We start from the raw sequence: 14,093 nt of genomic DNA, 5'->3' as shown, positions 1-14,093 counted from the left end.
TGCAATAACAAAAACGCCGAACTTTCGACATTGCGAAAAGTTCAGCGCTTGTTCGGGGGTAACTTGGGGCGTGCTGAGCTTAAGTTAATCTTGCTTAAAGCGTGCGATTGTCTGGCCTTGTTGATCAATAAACTCTAAAAATTGCTCACTAAATCGATAGGTAGACACTTGCGTTATCGCTTTAGCAAACTTAGCTTCAAGCTCCATCCCTTGCTGACAAAACATTTTCGTCATGGCTAAATGACCAAAGCTCAGCGCATCTTGCTTAATGGTGTACGCCCCAAAGTAACGGTTACAACCGGCAAAACCACTGACTTGCTGTTTTTGTGGTTCAAAGCGAAGGCTAACGGGTTTATCACCTTTGCCATTGAGCGCTTCAGTTCCAGCCAATTGCACGAGTTGCCATTGGCGTTGATATAAACGTGTGAGCCCAGACTCGTCGCTAACTTGTCCAGTCTGTTGTTGGCTATTGGTAGATTCAGGGGTTTGAGACACTGAGTTAACAGGGGCTTGATAACTACATGCGCTTAACAATAGTAAGGTGGTTGCGATAACGCAAACTAGAGTTGTTCCTTTGGTCATATACCTTTCCTTTTACAGATAATGGTTTTGTATACCCAAACCACTTCAAGATACATGTTTCAGCGCTATCACAGGAGCTTAGTATCAAGGCGCAGCTAGCAGGAATGGTTACTCCCTTGCAATTAGCTGTAACGATGAGAGTAAGCTCCTGTGAAGCGCCCGAAGGGTGGATTTAAAAACGATTTATGCTGCGTTATTGATCGTAACAAGGGAACAACCATTCTTGGCAATCAATGCCTTGCCTAAATCGTTTTTAATTTCAACTGAAGCGAGCACTTTGAAGTGGCTTGGGTATATATGACCTTAGTGTAACCAGCTCATCGACGACAATCGACCTGCTGATTACAAGTTTTTAACAATGCCTATCAATTAACTGATAAGCATCGCCAAAACGGTAAGTAACTACTTACTTCACTAATTTTGCAGCAGCTAGCAAGATCTCAGGCTGTAAGCGAACTCTAAAGTTCGGGTTAACATAGCTAAACTGTACTAAACCTTTGCCATCAATCACATAAATCGCTGGTACTGGTAATACGAGGCGTTCTTCACCATCAGCATTTTTTTGAAGCGGGTTAGACAACTTCATCGCCGCTAAGTAACGCTCTGTCGTTTTTTGTGATGTGAAAAAAGCTAAACCAAATGCTTGGCTGATCGTTGAGTTGTAGTCTGAAAGCAGTTGGTATTCTAAAGACATGCTATCAACGCTTTTCTTTAAGTCTGCTGGCGCGTCAGTTGAAACACCGATAAGCTGGAAACCTGCTTTTTTAAGCTCAGGCTCTAACTGCTTTAGCTGACCCATTTGCGTGTTACAGAATGGGCACCAGCCACCACGATAGAAAAACAAAATTGTCTTTTTGCCAGCTAGTACGTCTTTTAAAGGCTTGCTTTTACCGTCAATCGTTACCGCATCTACATTAGGCACCATCTGACCATTCAATAGTGGGCTAACCCACTCAGCACTTTCAGCAACAGGCTTGGTTTTCATGGTCTTAGTCTCGGCCATACTGGCAGAGGTAAACAACATCGACAAGGCAATTACCGCAGGAACAAATAACTTCATCATAAATTTTCTCTTTTAGTTCTAATCAGCGCAATTGACCTTGGTAGATGCAAAAATATTTCACAATGGCAACAGATATACGTCGAAAATTTACACGACTTTCGCTGAACTATTGCTTTGAACCGCCTTACCTTGCGCTGCGATGAGTAAACGCCTTACACCTTAAATTGGCGCACTAACTGGTTAAGATCGTCAAACACCGATTGCAGTTCATCACAGGCATGCTGAGTTTGTTGTAAATTACCAACGCCTTCCTGATTTAAATTCATTAGCTGTAAAATGTCTTCATCAATACTTTGAATTACATTGACTTGTTGCTCTGTCGCCACAGCTACTGAATGATTTTCTCGCTCAACATCCGCCAACGCGCCAATCACTTGCTGCATTTTGTCACCTGCAATATTGGCTAATGCAACGCTATTACTGCTGTTCGTTTGGCTTTCGGCCATAGTATCAACTACCGCCGACGAGCCTTGTTGCAAGCTAGCAATCATCACTTCAATCTCGGTTGTTGCCACTTGTGTGCGTTGCGCAAGTTGCCTCACTTCATCAGCAACAACAGCAAAGCCTCGTCCTGCTTCCCCCGCACGAGCTGCTTCAATGGCCGCATTAAGAGCAAGTAGGTTAGTTTGTTCGCTAACGCCTTTGATAACGTCTAGGATGTTACCGATATTCTGAGTTTCTTGGCTGAGTTTTGTGATGTCATCACTTGAGCCTGCCATCATATTGCTCAGTGTGTTGATCGCAACAATATTATCGCTGATAGCATCAACCCCCTGTTGAGATTGATTGTGCATGGCAGACGTTAGCGATGACGCCGTTGCTGCATTGCTCGAAATTTCTTGCGCCGAGCTATTGAGCTCAGTTACCGCGGCAGAAACGTTCGTGCCTCGACTTAATTGTTGTTCAGCCATATTGATACCCGTTGCGGTACTGCTACGAACTTGCCCAATTTGGCTGTTTAGCGTTGTGGCAACGGTATGTACTTGGGTCATGGATTGATGGATGGTATCAATAAAGCCATTGAAATCATGTGACAATTTACCAATTTCATCTTGGCTTTTAACCGCTAAACGCTTGGTCAGATCGCCGTCGCCTTCAGAGATATCTTTGATCGCATACGATAATTGCTGAATAGGTTTAAGCAAATGACTGAGCAATAGGTTTAACAACACAACGGTCACCACCACACTCACTACACCAAAAACAATAGCGCTGTTTCTAGCACTTGCTAACGGTGCATAGGCTTTTTCCTGATCAAGCACAACGCCCAGATACCAGTTTACCGATGAAATCCCTTTAACGGGCATAAAGGCGACAATCTGGTTTTGCTCATCAACATCAACAAGCTCACTATTGAGTGGCGCCTGATAACCTAATAAATCGCTAATATTTTTATCAATATACTGAGCTTCTGGGTGACTGAGGATCTTGCCTTGCTCAGTAACCAAGTAAGCATAGCCGAGCCCTAGAAACTCGATGCTATTGATAATATCGGCCACTTTATCAAGCAATATGTCGCCGCCAGCAACACCAATAAACTGCCCTTGCTGCTCAATCGGCGTTACTGCCGAAATAAGTAACTGATTAATCGTGGCGTCAACATAAGGTTCGGTAAACGATGGCGTGCGCTCTTGCTTAACCTGCTGATACCAAGGGCGTTGCCTTGCATCAAAATCTGCAGGTAGCTGAATATTGGGGTCGTCGAGAATAAATTCACCGGATTGTTCAACAGCGATATATGCGTTTTTAAAATCACCCGCATTATCTGCTTGCTTGGTAATGTCAAACATCTCAGCACCGCTCGTGTCAGCGGTGGTTGCTGTTGCCACGGCTTCAACAATCGCGAGTTTGCCATTCAGCCAATTGGCGATATTGCCAGATACTGACGATGCAATTTCGGTAATACTTTGCTGCAGTTGGTGGTGAATTTCTTCATTCGCCGAAGTGTAGTTTCGAACCGTGAGTACCGATAACGCAAGCACAATCAATACGGCTGCAATTAAATTGATTTTATGGGCAAACTTTAATTTCGCGAACATATACATCTCAACTATGTCTAACTAAATGTCTAACTAAATGTTTTTCTGAATGTCTTTCTAAGTGTTTTTCTGAGTTTTCTTTGACGTCTAACGCTGAGCAGTGTGTTTCTTTAGGGTTTAAATAGCTTTAAATCTATTTGTCGCTCAGACACGCGCAGCTTCTTATAACACGATAAAAGTCGCTAGGCTACGGCAGTAATGTCCAGCCCAATTCCACCAAATGTCTTCATATTTCACCAAAGCAGTACTTATATTTTTTTCTACTAGCTTTATCAGCAAGAATACTGGCAAGATACGGCTTTTGCAGTTAGGAAGTGTTTATGCAGTCTCATCATCATTATGTTCTTACTTGGCAGTGCCCTGATACCTCTGGGGTATTGGCAAAAATCACCCAAAACTTGTATGAACACGGCGCATTTATTACTGAAACTGCACAGTATAGTGATCCTTACAGCGACACCTTTTTCTCACGCATTGCCTTTGATGACAGGTCGCTAACGGTTCCCATTGAAGAATTTATCGCTGGTATCGAAACACTAGCTAAGCCACTGAATATGCAGTATCAACTGCGCAGCAGAGATTTATTGCCAAAAGTGGTGATAGCGGTATCAAAAGACGACCATTGTTTAGTGTCATTGCTAACCAAGTGGAAAGCGGGTGTGCTACCAATCGATATCGTTGCGGTGGTATCTAACCATACCGACTGCCAAGCGTTAACCCAGTGGCACGGTATTCCATTTCATCACCTACCGATTACCGCTGACACCAAGGCCGAACAGGAAGCGCAAATGCTGAAGCTGTTCAATGATTATGAAGCGGAATTGCTTGTTCTCGCTCGATATATGCAGATATTGTCTGACGATTTATGTGAGAAGTTACGAGGCAAAGCGATAAACATTCATCACTCTTTCTTACCCAGCTTTAAGGGCGCAAGACCTTACCATCAAGCCCATGCTCGCGGCGTTAAAGTGATTGGCGCAACCGCGCACTATGTCACCGCTGATCTTGATGAAGGGCCGATTATTGCGCAAGAAGTTAAACCCATCAACCATACCTTTACCATCGAACAAATGGTGCATATGGGCCACGACCTTGAAGCCACTGCATTATCGCATGCGGTAAAAATGCACGCCGAACAACGTATTTGTTTAAATGGTGATAAAACGGTTATTTTAGCCTAGCCCTGCGGTTAGGCTCACCGCTAGGAACCACACATCGACATACGCTGGCTAAATACGCCAGCGTAGCTATTGGTATACGTCAGACCGACACTTTCACTGAAAAATCTTAAATCTTAAACCTTAGTTTAGGTTCAGTGAAGCTCCTGCTAGCTAATAGCACTTCACCTCTTTTACACGCAAATCCACTCCCCCAAAAAAAGATAATTGAGCAAATATTCCACTGCAAATGATCAATTTTGGTTCAAAACAAAGCCAACCTGTACTACAAGAGCTATTTTTTTTGTAAGACATTTGCCATTTTATTAATTTTTTTGATTTGGTTAACATAAAATTACATTTTAATTACACATTCAATACAAGCACTTAGCAACAAAGACGCAAAATGCTCAAAAAAAGTGCAAAAATATAACTTGCTGTTATGGGATAACAGCGTAAAGTAATGACCAGCTACTACGTTAGTGGCGCTATTAGCGCATAACGATGATTAGGCAATATTAAGAATAAGGACACTAGCTCAGCTAGACTTGCACAGGAAGCAAGATGTCATTCACCATTAGCAATTGACCCCAGCGTCAGTGACTCAGGTGAAGACCTTATCTAAAACACGGATGGTTAACTTGGTTATCAGGATGATACGATTATTAGTCCAGGAGGGCTCGTAAGGATAGCTAAAAAAGCGTTAGGACGACCGAAAAAAACAAAATACGTACGGAAACAACAAAAATAAGACAGGATATAGTTGAATTACAGGGACTGTGCTAATTAGGTAGGATACCAATTCAGGATCGGAAAAGATATTGATGGCACTAGCCACAGTGACTCTCCAAAAGCGATGCAATTGCATCGCTTTTTTCTTTTTCTAGAGCTACTACTTTGTCTTCGCTTAGCTCAACTAGGTCAAACTGGTTTAGTTAACAAGTTAGATCAGCCAGATGTTTTCCATATCTGCTGAATTCCCGTAAAATAACCACCATTAATCCCGCTCAAGTTAAATTTCATGACACGTAAAAAGAAATCAAGAAAGCCTGGTGTAGGCTCTAGTGGCATTCGCAAAACTGACACAACAAACAGTTCAGTCGTTGTTTCTGATAAAAAGCCAAAGAAAAAAACAGGTAAAGCCGCCGGTAGTCGCCAAATCGAAGGGACAAAATCCAAAAAAGCTGGCAACACAAACAAGCCAGCTAAAGATCCACGCATTGGCAGTAAAAAACCTATTGAGCTGGGCACCTTAGCCTCAAGCAAAACGGCGACACCAGCAGTAAAACACAAACCCAATAAACCTCGTATCGCAAACGTTCGTGTCATTGATGCAGCACCAAGCCTTGCCCAGCAACTTGCAGCGATTGAAAACGACGAGCGGCTCCAGCTTATTCTTGCCAAGCAAGAGCAAGAAGAGGCGTTGAGCAGTGAAGAAGTCGATCTTTACAATGAACTAATGGACGAATACGAACGTTTATCTGCACAGTTAGCTGAGCAAGAAGATACGACATCGGCACCTTCGAATACGCCGGATGGCGCGTTAGATGACGATGACTTATGGAATAAGCTCGACACCTCAGATTTCTCAGACTATTCAGACGAAAGCTAAGACCAAGACTAAAACCAAGATTAGACACAAGAGTAATCATCAATGACCGAAAACATATGGCTTGTGTTAGCCGTTGTTGGCGCCCTGATCATTTTTGCCCTAGCAATTTACGCAGGTAAGTTGTTAATGCAACTCAAGCAGCAAAATGTCGCCCAAGCTAAAGCCGAGCAAGAGCGCCAAGCGCAATTGCAAAAGCACGATCGCAAAGTGCTCGACAGTTTATTGATCATCGTCAAAGCGATGAAAGAAGAGCAATGTGAATATAGTGAAGGCGCATGGCGATTAACTGTGCTGATGGACTCATTGAAATTAACGCCCACTATGTCGGCAGAATTTCCTGCTATAGTTGAGTTATACGAGAGTATTAAACATCACTCAATACTCGCCGAGCGCAAAAAATTGCCCAAACAGCAACGCATGAAACAAGATGTCGAGCGCATGCAAGCCGAGGCAAAGCTAACGGAGCAAATTTCATTGGAACTCGACACCCTATATGAAACCGCAACCGCACAACGAGCCAGTATAAGCGAATCTTCATAACGATTATTCGCTCATGCTAAGGAGCGAATAATGTCAGAGCAGTTAAAACAACAATTTACCGAGCGTATCGTTGAGCTACAACAACGCATTGACTCTATCCATCAAGACTTTGCCGACGGGCGCCATGCCGATTGGTCTGAGCAAGCCGGTGAGCGTGAAAACGACGAAGTGCTTAACGCGTTAGAGTCAGAAGCAAAAGTTGAGATACAACAACTTTCTAACGCCATTACCCTTATCGACAACGGCAACTATGGCTATTGCCAAAAGTGCGGCGAACAAATAAACCCTAAGCGTTTAGCCGTCCAGCCCGCAGCTATCAAGTGCATCAACTGCGCTGACTAAACAGCCAACCATTCATCTCAGGCTTTGCGCTTGATCAACTTTTACCATGATGTCTTCTGATAAAATACTCCGGTTAACACTCGGGAGATATCATGCAAATTGCACAGTTATTCGATAAAAAACTCTTAGCTAAATACAATACCAGTGGCCCAAGGTATACCTCTTACCCGACGGCACTAGAGTTTCACGATGAATTTAACGATCAAGCCTTTACTGACGCCGTTGCTGGCTCAGACACGCGTGATTTGTCTATTTATGTGCACATTCCATTTTGTCACAGCCTTTGTTACTACTGCGGCTGCAATAAAATTGTAACGCGTCATCGCGATAAAGCCGATATCTACCTAGACTACCTTGCCAAAGAAATCATCCAACGTGCGCCTTTGTTTAATGAGTATCAAGTCAAACAAATTCACTGGGGTGGCGGTACACCAAGCTTTTTAACCAAAACGCAAATTACCCATTTGGTTAACTTACTCAAGCAACACTTCAAGTTTGCTGAGCAATTGGAGATGAGCATTGAAGTTGACCCACGTGAAATCGAGCTAGATTTAGCAGATCATTTATACGAGCTGGGCTTTAATCGCATGAGCATCGGTGTACAAGACATTGATGAACAAGTGCAAAAGGCGATCAACCGCGAGCAATCTACCGAGTTTATTACCGACTTCACGCATCATGCAAAAGCCGTGGGCTTTCAGTCCATTAATATCGATTTAATTTACGGGCTACCGCACCAAACGCTTGATACCTTTGGTCGCACACTCGCCAGTGTTGAAGAAATGGCCGTTGATCGCATTTCGCTGTTCAGCTACGCCCACTTGCCATCGCGTTTTGCCGCGCAGCGCAAGCTCAAAGACGAATGGTTACCGAATGCCAATGAAAAGCTCGCACTCATGCAACTAGCGATAGAAACGCTATGTCAGCAAGGTTTTGACTTTATAGGTATGGATCATTTTGCCAAACCCGATGACGAATTAGCGATAGCGCAGCGCACAGGTAATTTACATCGCAACTTCCAAGGTTACACTACTCAAGGTGACTGTGATTTGCTTGGCTTAGGGGTTTCTTCAATAAGCGCCGTAGGCCGCTGTTACAGCCAAAACAACAAAGAACTTAAACAGTATTACCAAATGATTGACGAGCATAGCCATGCCGTTGAAAAAGGCGTAACACTGAACACCGACGATGTATTGCGCGGCAAAGTTATCCGCTCACTAATGTGCAACATGTCGCTCGACAAACGCGTAATTGAACAAGAGTTTAATATTGTGTTTGACGACTACTTCGCTGATGAATTGACCTCGCTAGAAACCTTTATTGAAGACAACTTAGTCACTAATCGAGAGCATGAAATTGTCGTACATGCCAAAGCTCGCCTACTCATTCGTAACATTTGTATGAGCTTTGATGCTTATATGAAGCAACACATTAACCAACAACGCTTCTCACGCGTTATCTAGTTAATACCAATGTCAACTTTAGACCAATAGGGCGTTTTAATAACGCCCTATTTCATACCCTCGCCCTTGGCTATGCATAAATAGGCTAGTGCTACTATCACTTGCAACTTCTTTCGCCACCTCAACCCATTGATAATAAACATTGCGATGTACTTTCGCCTCTAAATTGCGGCGCACCGTAATGTAAATATTACCCTCGCTATCTAATCGAAGGGGATGCTGCTCGTTTAACACAAACTCATCGCCTAAATTGGTCGCGAGTAACAGCTCAGAATGAGGCTGCTCATCTTTCCATTCCCAGCGCGTAATGAGAAACGGGCTGTCTTCCACCTGAATTTTTACTTTCTCTACAGGGGTGACTAAAAAGTACTCGCTATCTTCTTTTTTCAGCACCGATGCGAACAGCTTAACCAAAGACAAACGTTTAAACGGCGTGCCCATATAAAACCAATCACCGTTTTGCTTAATCTGTAAATCAATTTCGCCACAATACGCTGGGTTCCACAAATCAACCGGTGGCGCTTTTTTCTCTTCGCCACAAAGATGCCCATCGAGCTGTGCAAACAAATTATCTAACGACATAATGATGCCTTTTTCACCACTTTATTCAGCTAATAGTATTAATTTTACTGGTATTGAAAGAAATTACGAGTTGATGCTTGTCAAAGCCCAGTAAACTGATATAGAATCCGCGCACTGATTCGCACAGGCGAGTTAGATTTCCTTGATGGTGGCATTAGCTCAGTTGGTAGAGCCCTGGATTGTGATTCCAGTTGTCGTGGGTTCAAGTCCCATATGCCACCCCACTCTTTTCTTATTTTATTCCTTTAAGATTTTAAATAAAAAGCGCGGCTTTGTTGTGCCTACCTTTCTATTATCCAGTTTTATTTATATTTTATATGGCATAAAAAAACGCCGTAACTCAGTACGACGTTTTTAAGTAACTGCTGTTATTGAAAATACAAAGCAATTAGCTGGCTTGTGCTGGCTCTCGCTGGTAATAACGGTAAATACCAACTAGTGATGCCGCAATCCAGAAAATTTCTATCACAAAGCTCGCCAAGTTGAAATTAATACATAGGCTGATCAGTAGTAAAATCGCACCTGTTAGATTTAACAAGTTGTACGCCATGCCTTTTGGGCTAAGCTTTTCTAACTGAATTAAAAAGAAAGCAAGCACCACTAAAAACGTGCCTGACATACCGATGATATCGGCAAATAAACTAAGAGACATTCTTACTCCTAAACGATGTAATTACCTGGCGCGGTTCCTTGGAGACTAGACCATTTTAGCGACTCAAAGCCGCTAGCTTCCCTCTGGCAGAATTTAATGATTCGAAAACGCACAATTGGCGTCGAAATTTAAACCGGCGGGTATTCTAGTGATCTAGCCCCAAGAATCAATAGCGAATTATCCTCTGTTGGTGATTATTTCAGTCGCGCTAGCGTTCACCGTAAAGTCGCGTGATAAAAATGCTAGTATTAGCATTAACTTGGCAGATAAGAAGCAGCTATGTGTGGCCGATTAAACATCATTGACGATCCAATCGCACAGTTTATTAACGATGTGTTAGGAATCGAATTTAATACCCAAACCAACCCTGATTTACGCCCTTCGCAGGATATTGCCGCTATTATTCGCCCTAGTGGGCAATTCCAACAGCTTAATGCCACATGGGGCATTCAACCTGAGTGGTCGAATCGGTTATTAATTAATGCACAAGCGGAGACGGTTAACACCAAACCCACATTCAAAGCCGCATTTGGTCATAGCCGCTGCTTAGTGCCTTGTTCAGGCTGGTACGAATGGAAAACAGAGCATAATAAAAAAGCCAAATACGCTTTTACCCATGCTAGTGAACAGCCTTTTTTAATGGCGGGCATACTCTATGATCTTGCCGCGCCTAAACTTGTCACACTCACCACCAGCCCGAACGAAAAATGTGGCGAGATTCACAAACGTATGCCTGTGCTAATTCAGCCAGAGCATATCGACTACTGGTTTAATGCTCAGCCGAATGAGCTAGACCCTTTGATGGACGCAATTAGCGGTGACTGTATTCTCATACAGAAGGCTTAATCCATACCAGTATTAGCGTTTCATTGCACTCAAACACCTAATTATCGGTGCGCAAAAGTCACTTAACCTAATGATCTACATCAAGATATAGCACACAATACTTGTTAATTTCACCGGAGTTTAATAGGGTGTCTGTTCGCTAAAATCTTCAAATAGCGATATCCACCCTCGGTAAATAGTGAATATTAGTGAAGTTTGTTGCCCTTGAACCTTATCAGTTCGAATTTCCAGCAATTCAAAATCGAGTTTGCCATACTAGTCTTCGTCATTGATAAGACTTGAGGTAGGGCAAGCGTCGAGTATGTTCGTCGATATGCCCACAAAACACTCACTAATAACAACATGGAAAACAAGGAAGCGTGTGCTTTATGAAAACCTTTACCCAACAACTGACTAAGCTCAGTACTGCAATTGTGCTATCTAGCGCAGCACTTAGTGCCTATGCAGGCACTGTCAATAAAAGCCCAAATGACCCGCGTGAATATCACACCTTCACCTTAGGTAATCAACTGGAAGTTATCACGGTATCTGACCCCAACTTGAAACAGTCGGCTGCCACTTTATCTGTCGGAGTCGGCCAATATCAAGATCCAGCGCAATTTCAGGGTTTAGCGCATTTTCTTGAGCACATGATTTTTATGGGCTCAGAAAAATACCCTACCCCTGATGAGTTTATGGCATTCGTTAGTGAAAACGGTGGTCGCACCAATGCTTATACAGCGCAGCAGCAAACTACCTACTTATTTTCAATCGACAGCAAGCAGTTTGCACCTGCGCTCGATCGATTAAGTAGCGCCATCAAGCAGCCATTGTTTGACGCAAGCATGGTGCAAAAGGAAATCAACGCGGTAAATTCTGAATGGCTTACTCATCGCCAGTCAGATCAGTTTGTACAGCAACGCGCTGCAGCTCGCACAGGTAACTTAGCGCACCCAAGAGTGCAACTAGGTGTTGGTAATCTAGAAACGCTTAACAAAGACAAAGCGGCACTATTAGCTGAGCTAGGTAATTTCCACCAAGATTTTTACTCCGCCAATATCATGAAGTTGGTACTGGTTGGTAACCAAACACCTAAGCAGCTAAAGAAGTTAGCGAAAAAGTACTTTTCGAATATTAAAAACAAGAAAGTCGAGCGCCCAGTCACACTACTACCGGCCTACCAAACAGAGCATTTAGGCCAACACATTTATGTGCAAAGTAAGGTTAAAGTGCCGCTACTGGCAGTAGAGTTTGCGATCCCCAACAATATGTCGCAATGGCAAGGCCAAGCTAACGCTTATGTGCAAAAACTTATTGCCTCACAAGAAGAAGGCTCACTGCTTGCCACGTTAACCGAGCAAGGGTTAATTCAATTTGGCAATGTAATGTTTATGCCAAATGCATGGGGTAACAATGGTAGCGCCTTTCTTCAATTTGTTTTAACCGAAAAAGGACAGGCCCAGCAAGATACAATTCTGGCGAGTACCTTTAGCTACTTAGCGCAAATTAAAAGCCAAGGTATTAGCCAAGCACACTTTGACGAGCTAAAAGGTCTACTTAACCTGCAATATGAAGATTATCGCGCGCCAGCAGCCTTACCATTGGCTATGCAATTAGCGCAGCCTATTTTTGATGTACCAAGCGAACACTTAATTGATCACAACTTTGTTGCCAAGCAATTTAATGCCAATCAAATTGGCGATCTTGTCGATCATTTAACGCCAGAACGCGCACGTATTTACCACATTAATCCTGAAGAAAAAGTCGATACTGAATTAACTTACGCTGAGGGTGGCTACCGCGTTGCAGCCATTACCCAGCAAGAGTTAGCAACATGGCAAAGCTCGCCACTAGCGGTGAAATTGCCAGCGGCGCAAATTATTGAGCAAGAAGAAGCTGTAGAAGTTGTGCTAGACGGAGATTATTCTTCACCGAAGAAAATTTTTAGTGAAGCGGGCACTCAAGTGTTTTACTCACAAAGTACTCACCACAAGGGTAAAGAGGGAGTGCTAAACCTTGCACTAACCTCAACTGCCCCATCTGAGAATATCGACAATGCCGTCAGTGCATCGCTACTTAACGTCATTTTTATTAAAGAAAATCAACGTTTGCTGCAACGCGCTCAGCAGCGTAATGGTGTAATGATCAGCCCTGCGCCAAACAATGCCAATAACACGGTATTTCGTTTGTTTGGTCGTAGCAGCAAGCAATTTAAGTTAGCCACTCAGCTTGTCGAAGAATTCAAAGGGTTAGAAATTACTGAACGTGACTTTAAATCAGCCTTGAAGCTTGTGAATGACTCACTCGAAAGTATGCAAGAGTTGAAAATTTCCGATCAGTTGTCATTCCATGCAATGAATTTAACTCGCCGTAGCCCATATCAATATTCGGTCAAGGCAACGCGCAAAGCCCTTGCCAATGCTTCTTTAGAAAAAGTACAGGCAATGCATCAGCAAATCCTCAACAACAACTTTGTTGATATTTATGCCCATGGTAATTTTGCACCAAACAAGCTGATCGAATTTGCGAAACAAACGCGTGAATTATTGGGTAAAAGTGAAATGCAGCCTTGGTATATAGCTTCAGAGTTTTCTGTTAAACAAGGTAGCGCAGTGGTTAAAAAAGTGTCGGTTAAACAAGACGGCGTTGGCCTAGTCGATACTTACATTTACCCAAAGCAATCGGCAAAAGTGCTAGCTCAGTTGCATTTGCTTAATCGCTTGTCATCAACACCACTATTTAAGGAGTTGAGAACCAATCAACAAGTTGGCTATGTGGTCAGAAGTTACGAAGAAAATATTCACGACTATCCGGCATTGTCGGTGATGATTGTTAGTGACAATACAAACTTGCAACAGCTAAAAGAAAGAATCGAATCTTTCCAAATTGGCTTTTACAACGCACTGGAGCAAGTAGATGAAAAAGCGATTACTCAACTGGCTAACTCAGTCGCTGATGAACTCAGTAAAAAGCCGGAAAATATCTTTGTTGAAGTAGGCCACTATATTCAAGATTGGGAGCAAAATAAGCACGCTTTTAGCACCAAAGCACAGCAAATTCGCGATATTAAAGCGACCACGAAAGCTGACTTACTTGCGCTTTATAAAGATATGTTTATTCAAGGTAAATTTATGAATGCCTTAACCCAATTAAAAGGCGAAGACTTTAAAGATACCGGCTACTACAGTTGGTCAGCCGCGGGTGAGTAGAGTCGCACGCTAGATACTGACCTCAAA

Annotated in this window: 12 protein-coding genes and 1 tRNA gene; 8 read left to right on the top strand and 5 right to left on the bottom strand. The window is 43.0% G+C overall.

The genetic code is table 11. The features are described from left to right. Positions 1-84: 84 nt before the first annotated feature. From DXX94_RS12410 to DXX94_RS12400, 3 genes are all read right to left on the bottom strand, one after another. The gene (locus tag DXX94_RS12410; protein WP_116016289.1) at positions 85-582 is read right to left on the bottom strand and encodes an META domain-containing protein; all 498 of its coding nucleotides are present in this window, start codon (positions 580-582) and stop codon (positions 85-87) included. Positions 583-988: 406 nt separating this feature from the next. Next, entirely contained in the window at positions 989-1,645 is a 657-nt protein-coding gene (locus DXX94_RS12405; protein WP_258872160.1) for a peroxiredoxin-like family protein, read from the bottom strand. 152 nt (positions 1,646-1,797) lie between these two features. Beyond that, entirely contained in the window at positions 1,798-3,684 is a 1,887-nt protein-coding gene (locus tag DXX94_RS12400) for a methyl-accepting chemotaxis protein (RefSeq protein ID WP_181901554.1), read from the bottom strand. Between the two features lie 320 nt (positions 3,685-4,004). Between DXX94_RS12400 and purU the strand changes: the two genes are divergently transcribed. From purU to hemN, 5 genes are all read left to right on the top strand, one after another. Beyond that, positions 4,005-4,865 carry a formyltetrahydrofolate deformylase gene (gene purU / locus DXX94_RS12395; RefSeq protein ID WP_116016285.1) on the top strand — a complete coding sequence of 287 codons (861 nt, stop codon included), beginning with the start codon at positions 4,005-4,007 and terminating at the stop codon, positions 4,863-4,865. A 997-nt stretch (positions 4,866-5,862) separates the two neighbouring features. Further along, positions 5,863-6,453 carry a Der GTPase-activating protein YihI gene (yihI, locus tag DXX94_RS12390; protein ID WP_116016283.1) on the top strand — a complete coding sequence of 197 codons (591 nt, stop codon included), beginning with the start codon at positions 5,863-5,865 and terminating at the stop codon, positions 6,451-6,453. Between the two features lie 42 nt (positions 6,454-6,495). Continuing rightward, positions 6,496-6,993, top strand: coding sequence for a DUF2489 domain-containing protein (locus DXX94_RS12385; protein WP_116016281.1), 498 nt, complete (start codon positions 6,496-6,498; stop codon positions 6,991-6,993). A gap of 30 nt (positions 6,994-7,023) precedes the next feature. Further along, positions 7,024-7,335, top strand: a complete 312-nt coding sequence (locus tag DXX94_RS12380; protein WP_116002088.1) for a TraR/DksA family transcriptional regulator — start codon at positions 7,024-7,026, stop codon at positions 7,333-7,335. Between the two features lie 92 nt (positions 7,336-7,427). After that, a complete protein-coding gene (gene hemN / locus DXX94_RS12375) occupies positions 7,428-8,798 on the top strand; it encodes an oxygen-independent coproporphyrinogen III oxidase (protein WP_116016279.1) in 1,371 nt (456 codons plus the stop codon). A 36-nt stretch (positions 8,799-8,834) separates the two neighbouring features. On the opposite strand, the gene DXX94_RS12370 is transcribed toward hemN, so the two are convergent. Further along, complete coding sequence (locus tag DXX94_RS12370; RefSeq protein ID WP_116016277.1) at positions 8,835-9,380, bottom strand: DUF1285 domain-containing protein; 546 nt, start codon at positions 9,378-9,380, stop codon at positions 8,835-8,837. 148 nt (positions 9,381-9,528) lie between these two features. On the opposite strand from DXX94_RS12370, the gene DXX94_RS12365 reads away from it, so the two are divergent. Then, positions 9,529-9,604 (top strand) — tRNA-His (locus DXX94_RS12365). 164 nt (positions 9,605-9,768) lie between these two features. Here the strand turns inward: DXX94_RS12365 and DXX94_RS12360 are convergent. Beyond that, on the bottom strand, positions 9,769-10,032 hold the full coding sequence (locus DXX94_RS12360; RefSeq protein WP_116016275.1) for a CBU_0592 family membrane protein: 264 nt from the start codon (positions 10,030-10,032) through the stop codon (positions 9,769-9,771). A 279-nt stretch (positions 10,033-10,311) separates the two neighbouring features. Here DXX94_RS12360 and DXX94_RS12355 point away from each other — a divergent pair, with 279 nt between their 5' ends. Together DXX94_RS12355 and DXX94_RS12350 are read left to right on the top strand one after the other, a co-directional pair. Then, the gene (locus DXX94_RS12355) at positions 10,312-10,878 is read left to right on the top strand and encodes an SOS response-associated peptidase (RefSeq protein WP_116016273.1); all 567 of its coding nucleotides are present in this window, start codon (positions 10,312-10,314) and stop codon (positions 10,876-10,878) included. A gap of 368 nt (positions 10,879-11,246) precedes the next feature. Next, a complete protein-coding gene (locus DXX94_RS12350; RefSeq protein WP_116016271.1) occupies positions 11,247-14,066 on the top strand; it encodes an insulinase family protein in 2,820 nt (939 codons plus the stop codon). The last annotated feature ends 27 nt before the right edge of the window (positions 14,067-14,093 follow it).

It is taken from the genome of Thalassotalea euphylliae (genome assembly GCF_003390375.1).
GTDB classification, from domain to species: domain Bacteria; phylum Pseudomonadota; class Gammaproteobacteria; order Enterobacterales; family Alteromonadaceae; genus Thalassotalea_F; species Thalassotalea_F euphylliae_A.
The sequence above is the reverse complement of the archived record's forward strand: the minus strand, read 5'-3'. Positions and strand labels throughout refer to the sequence as shown.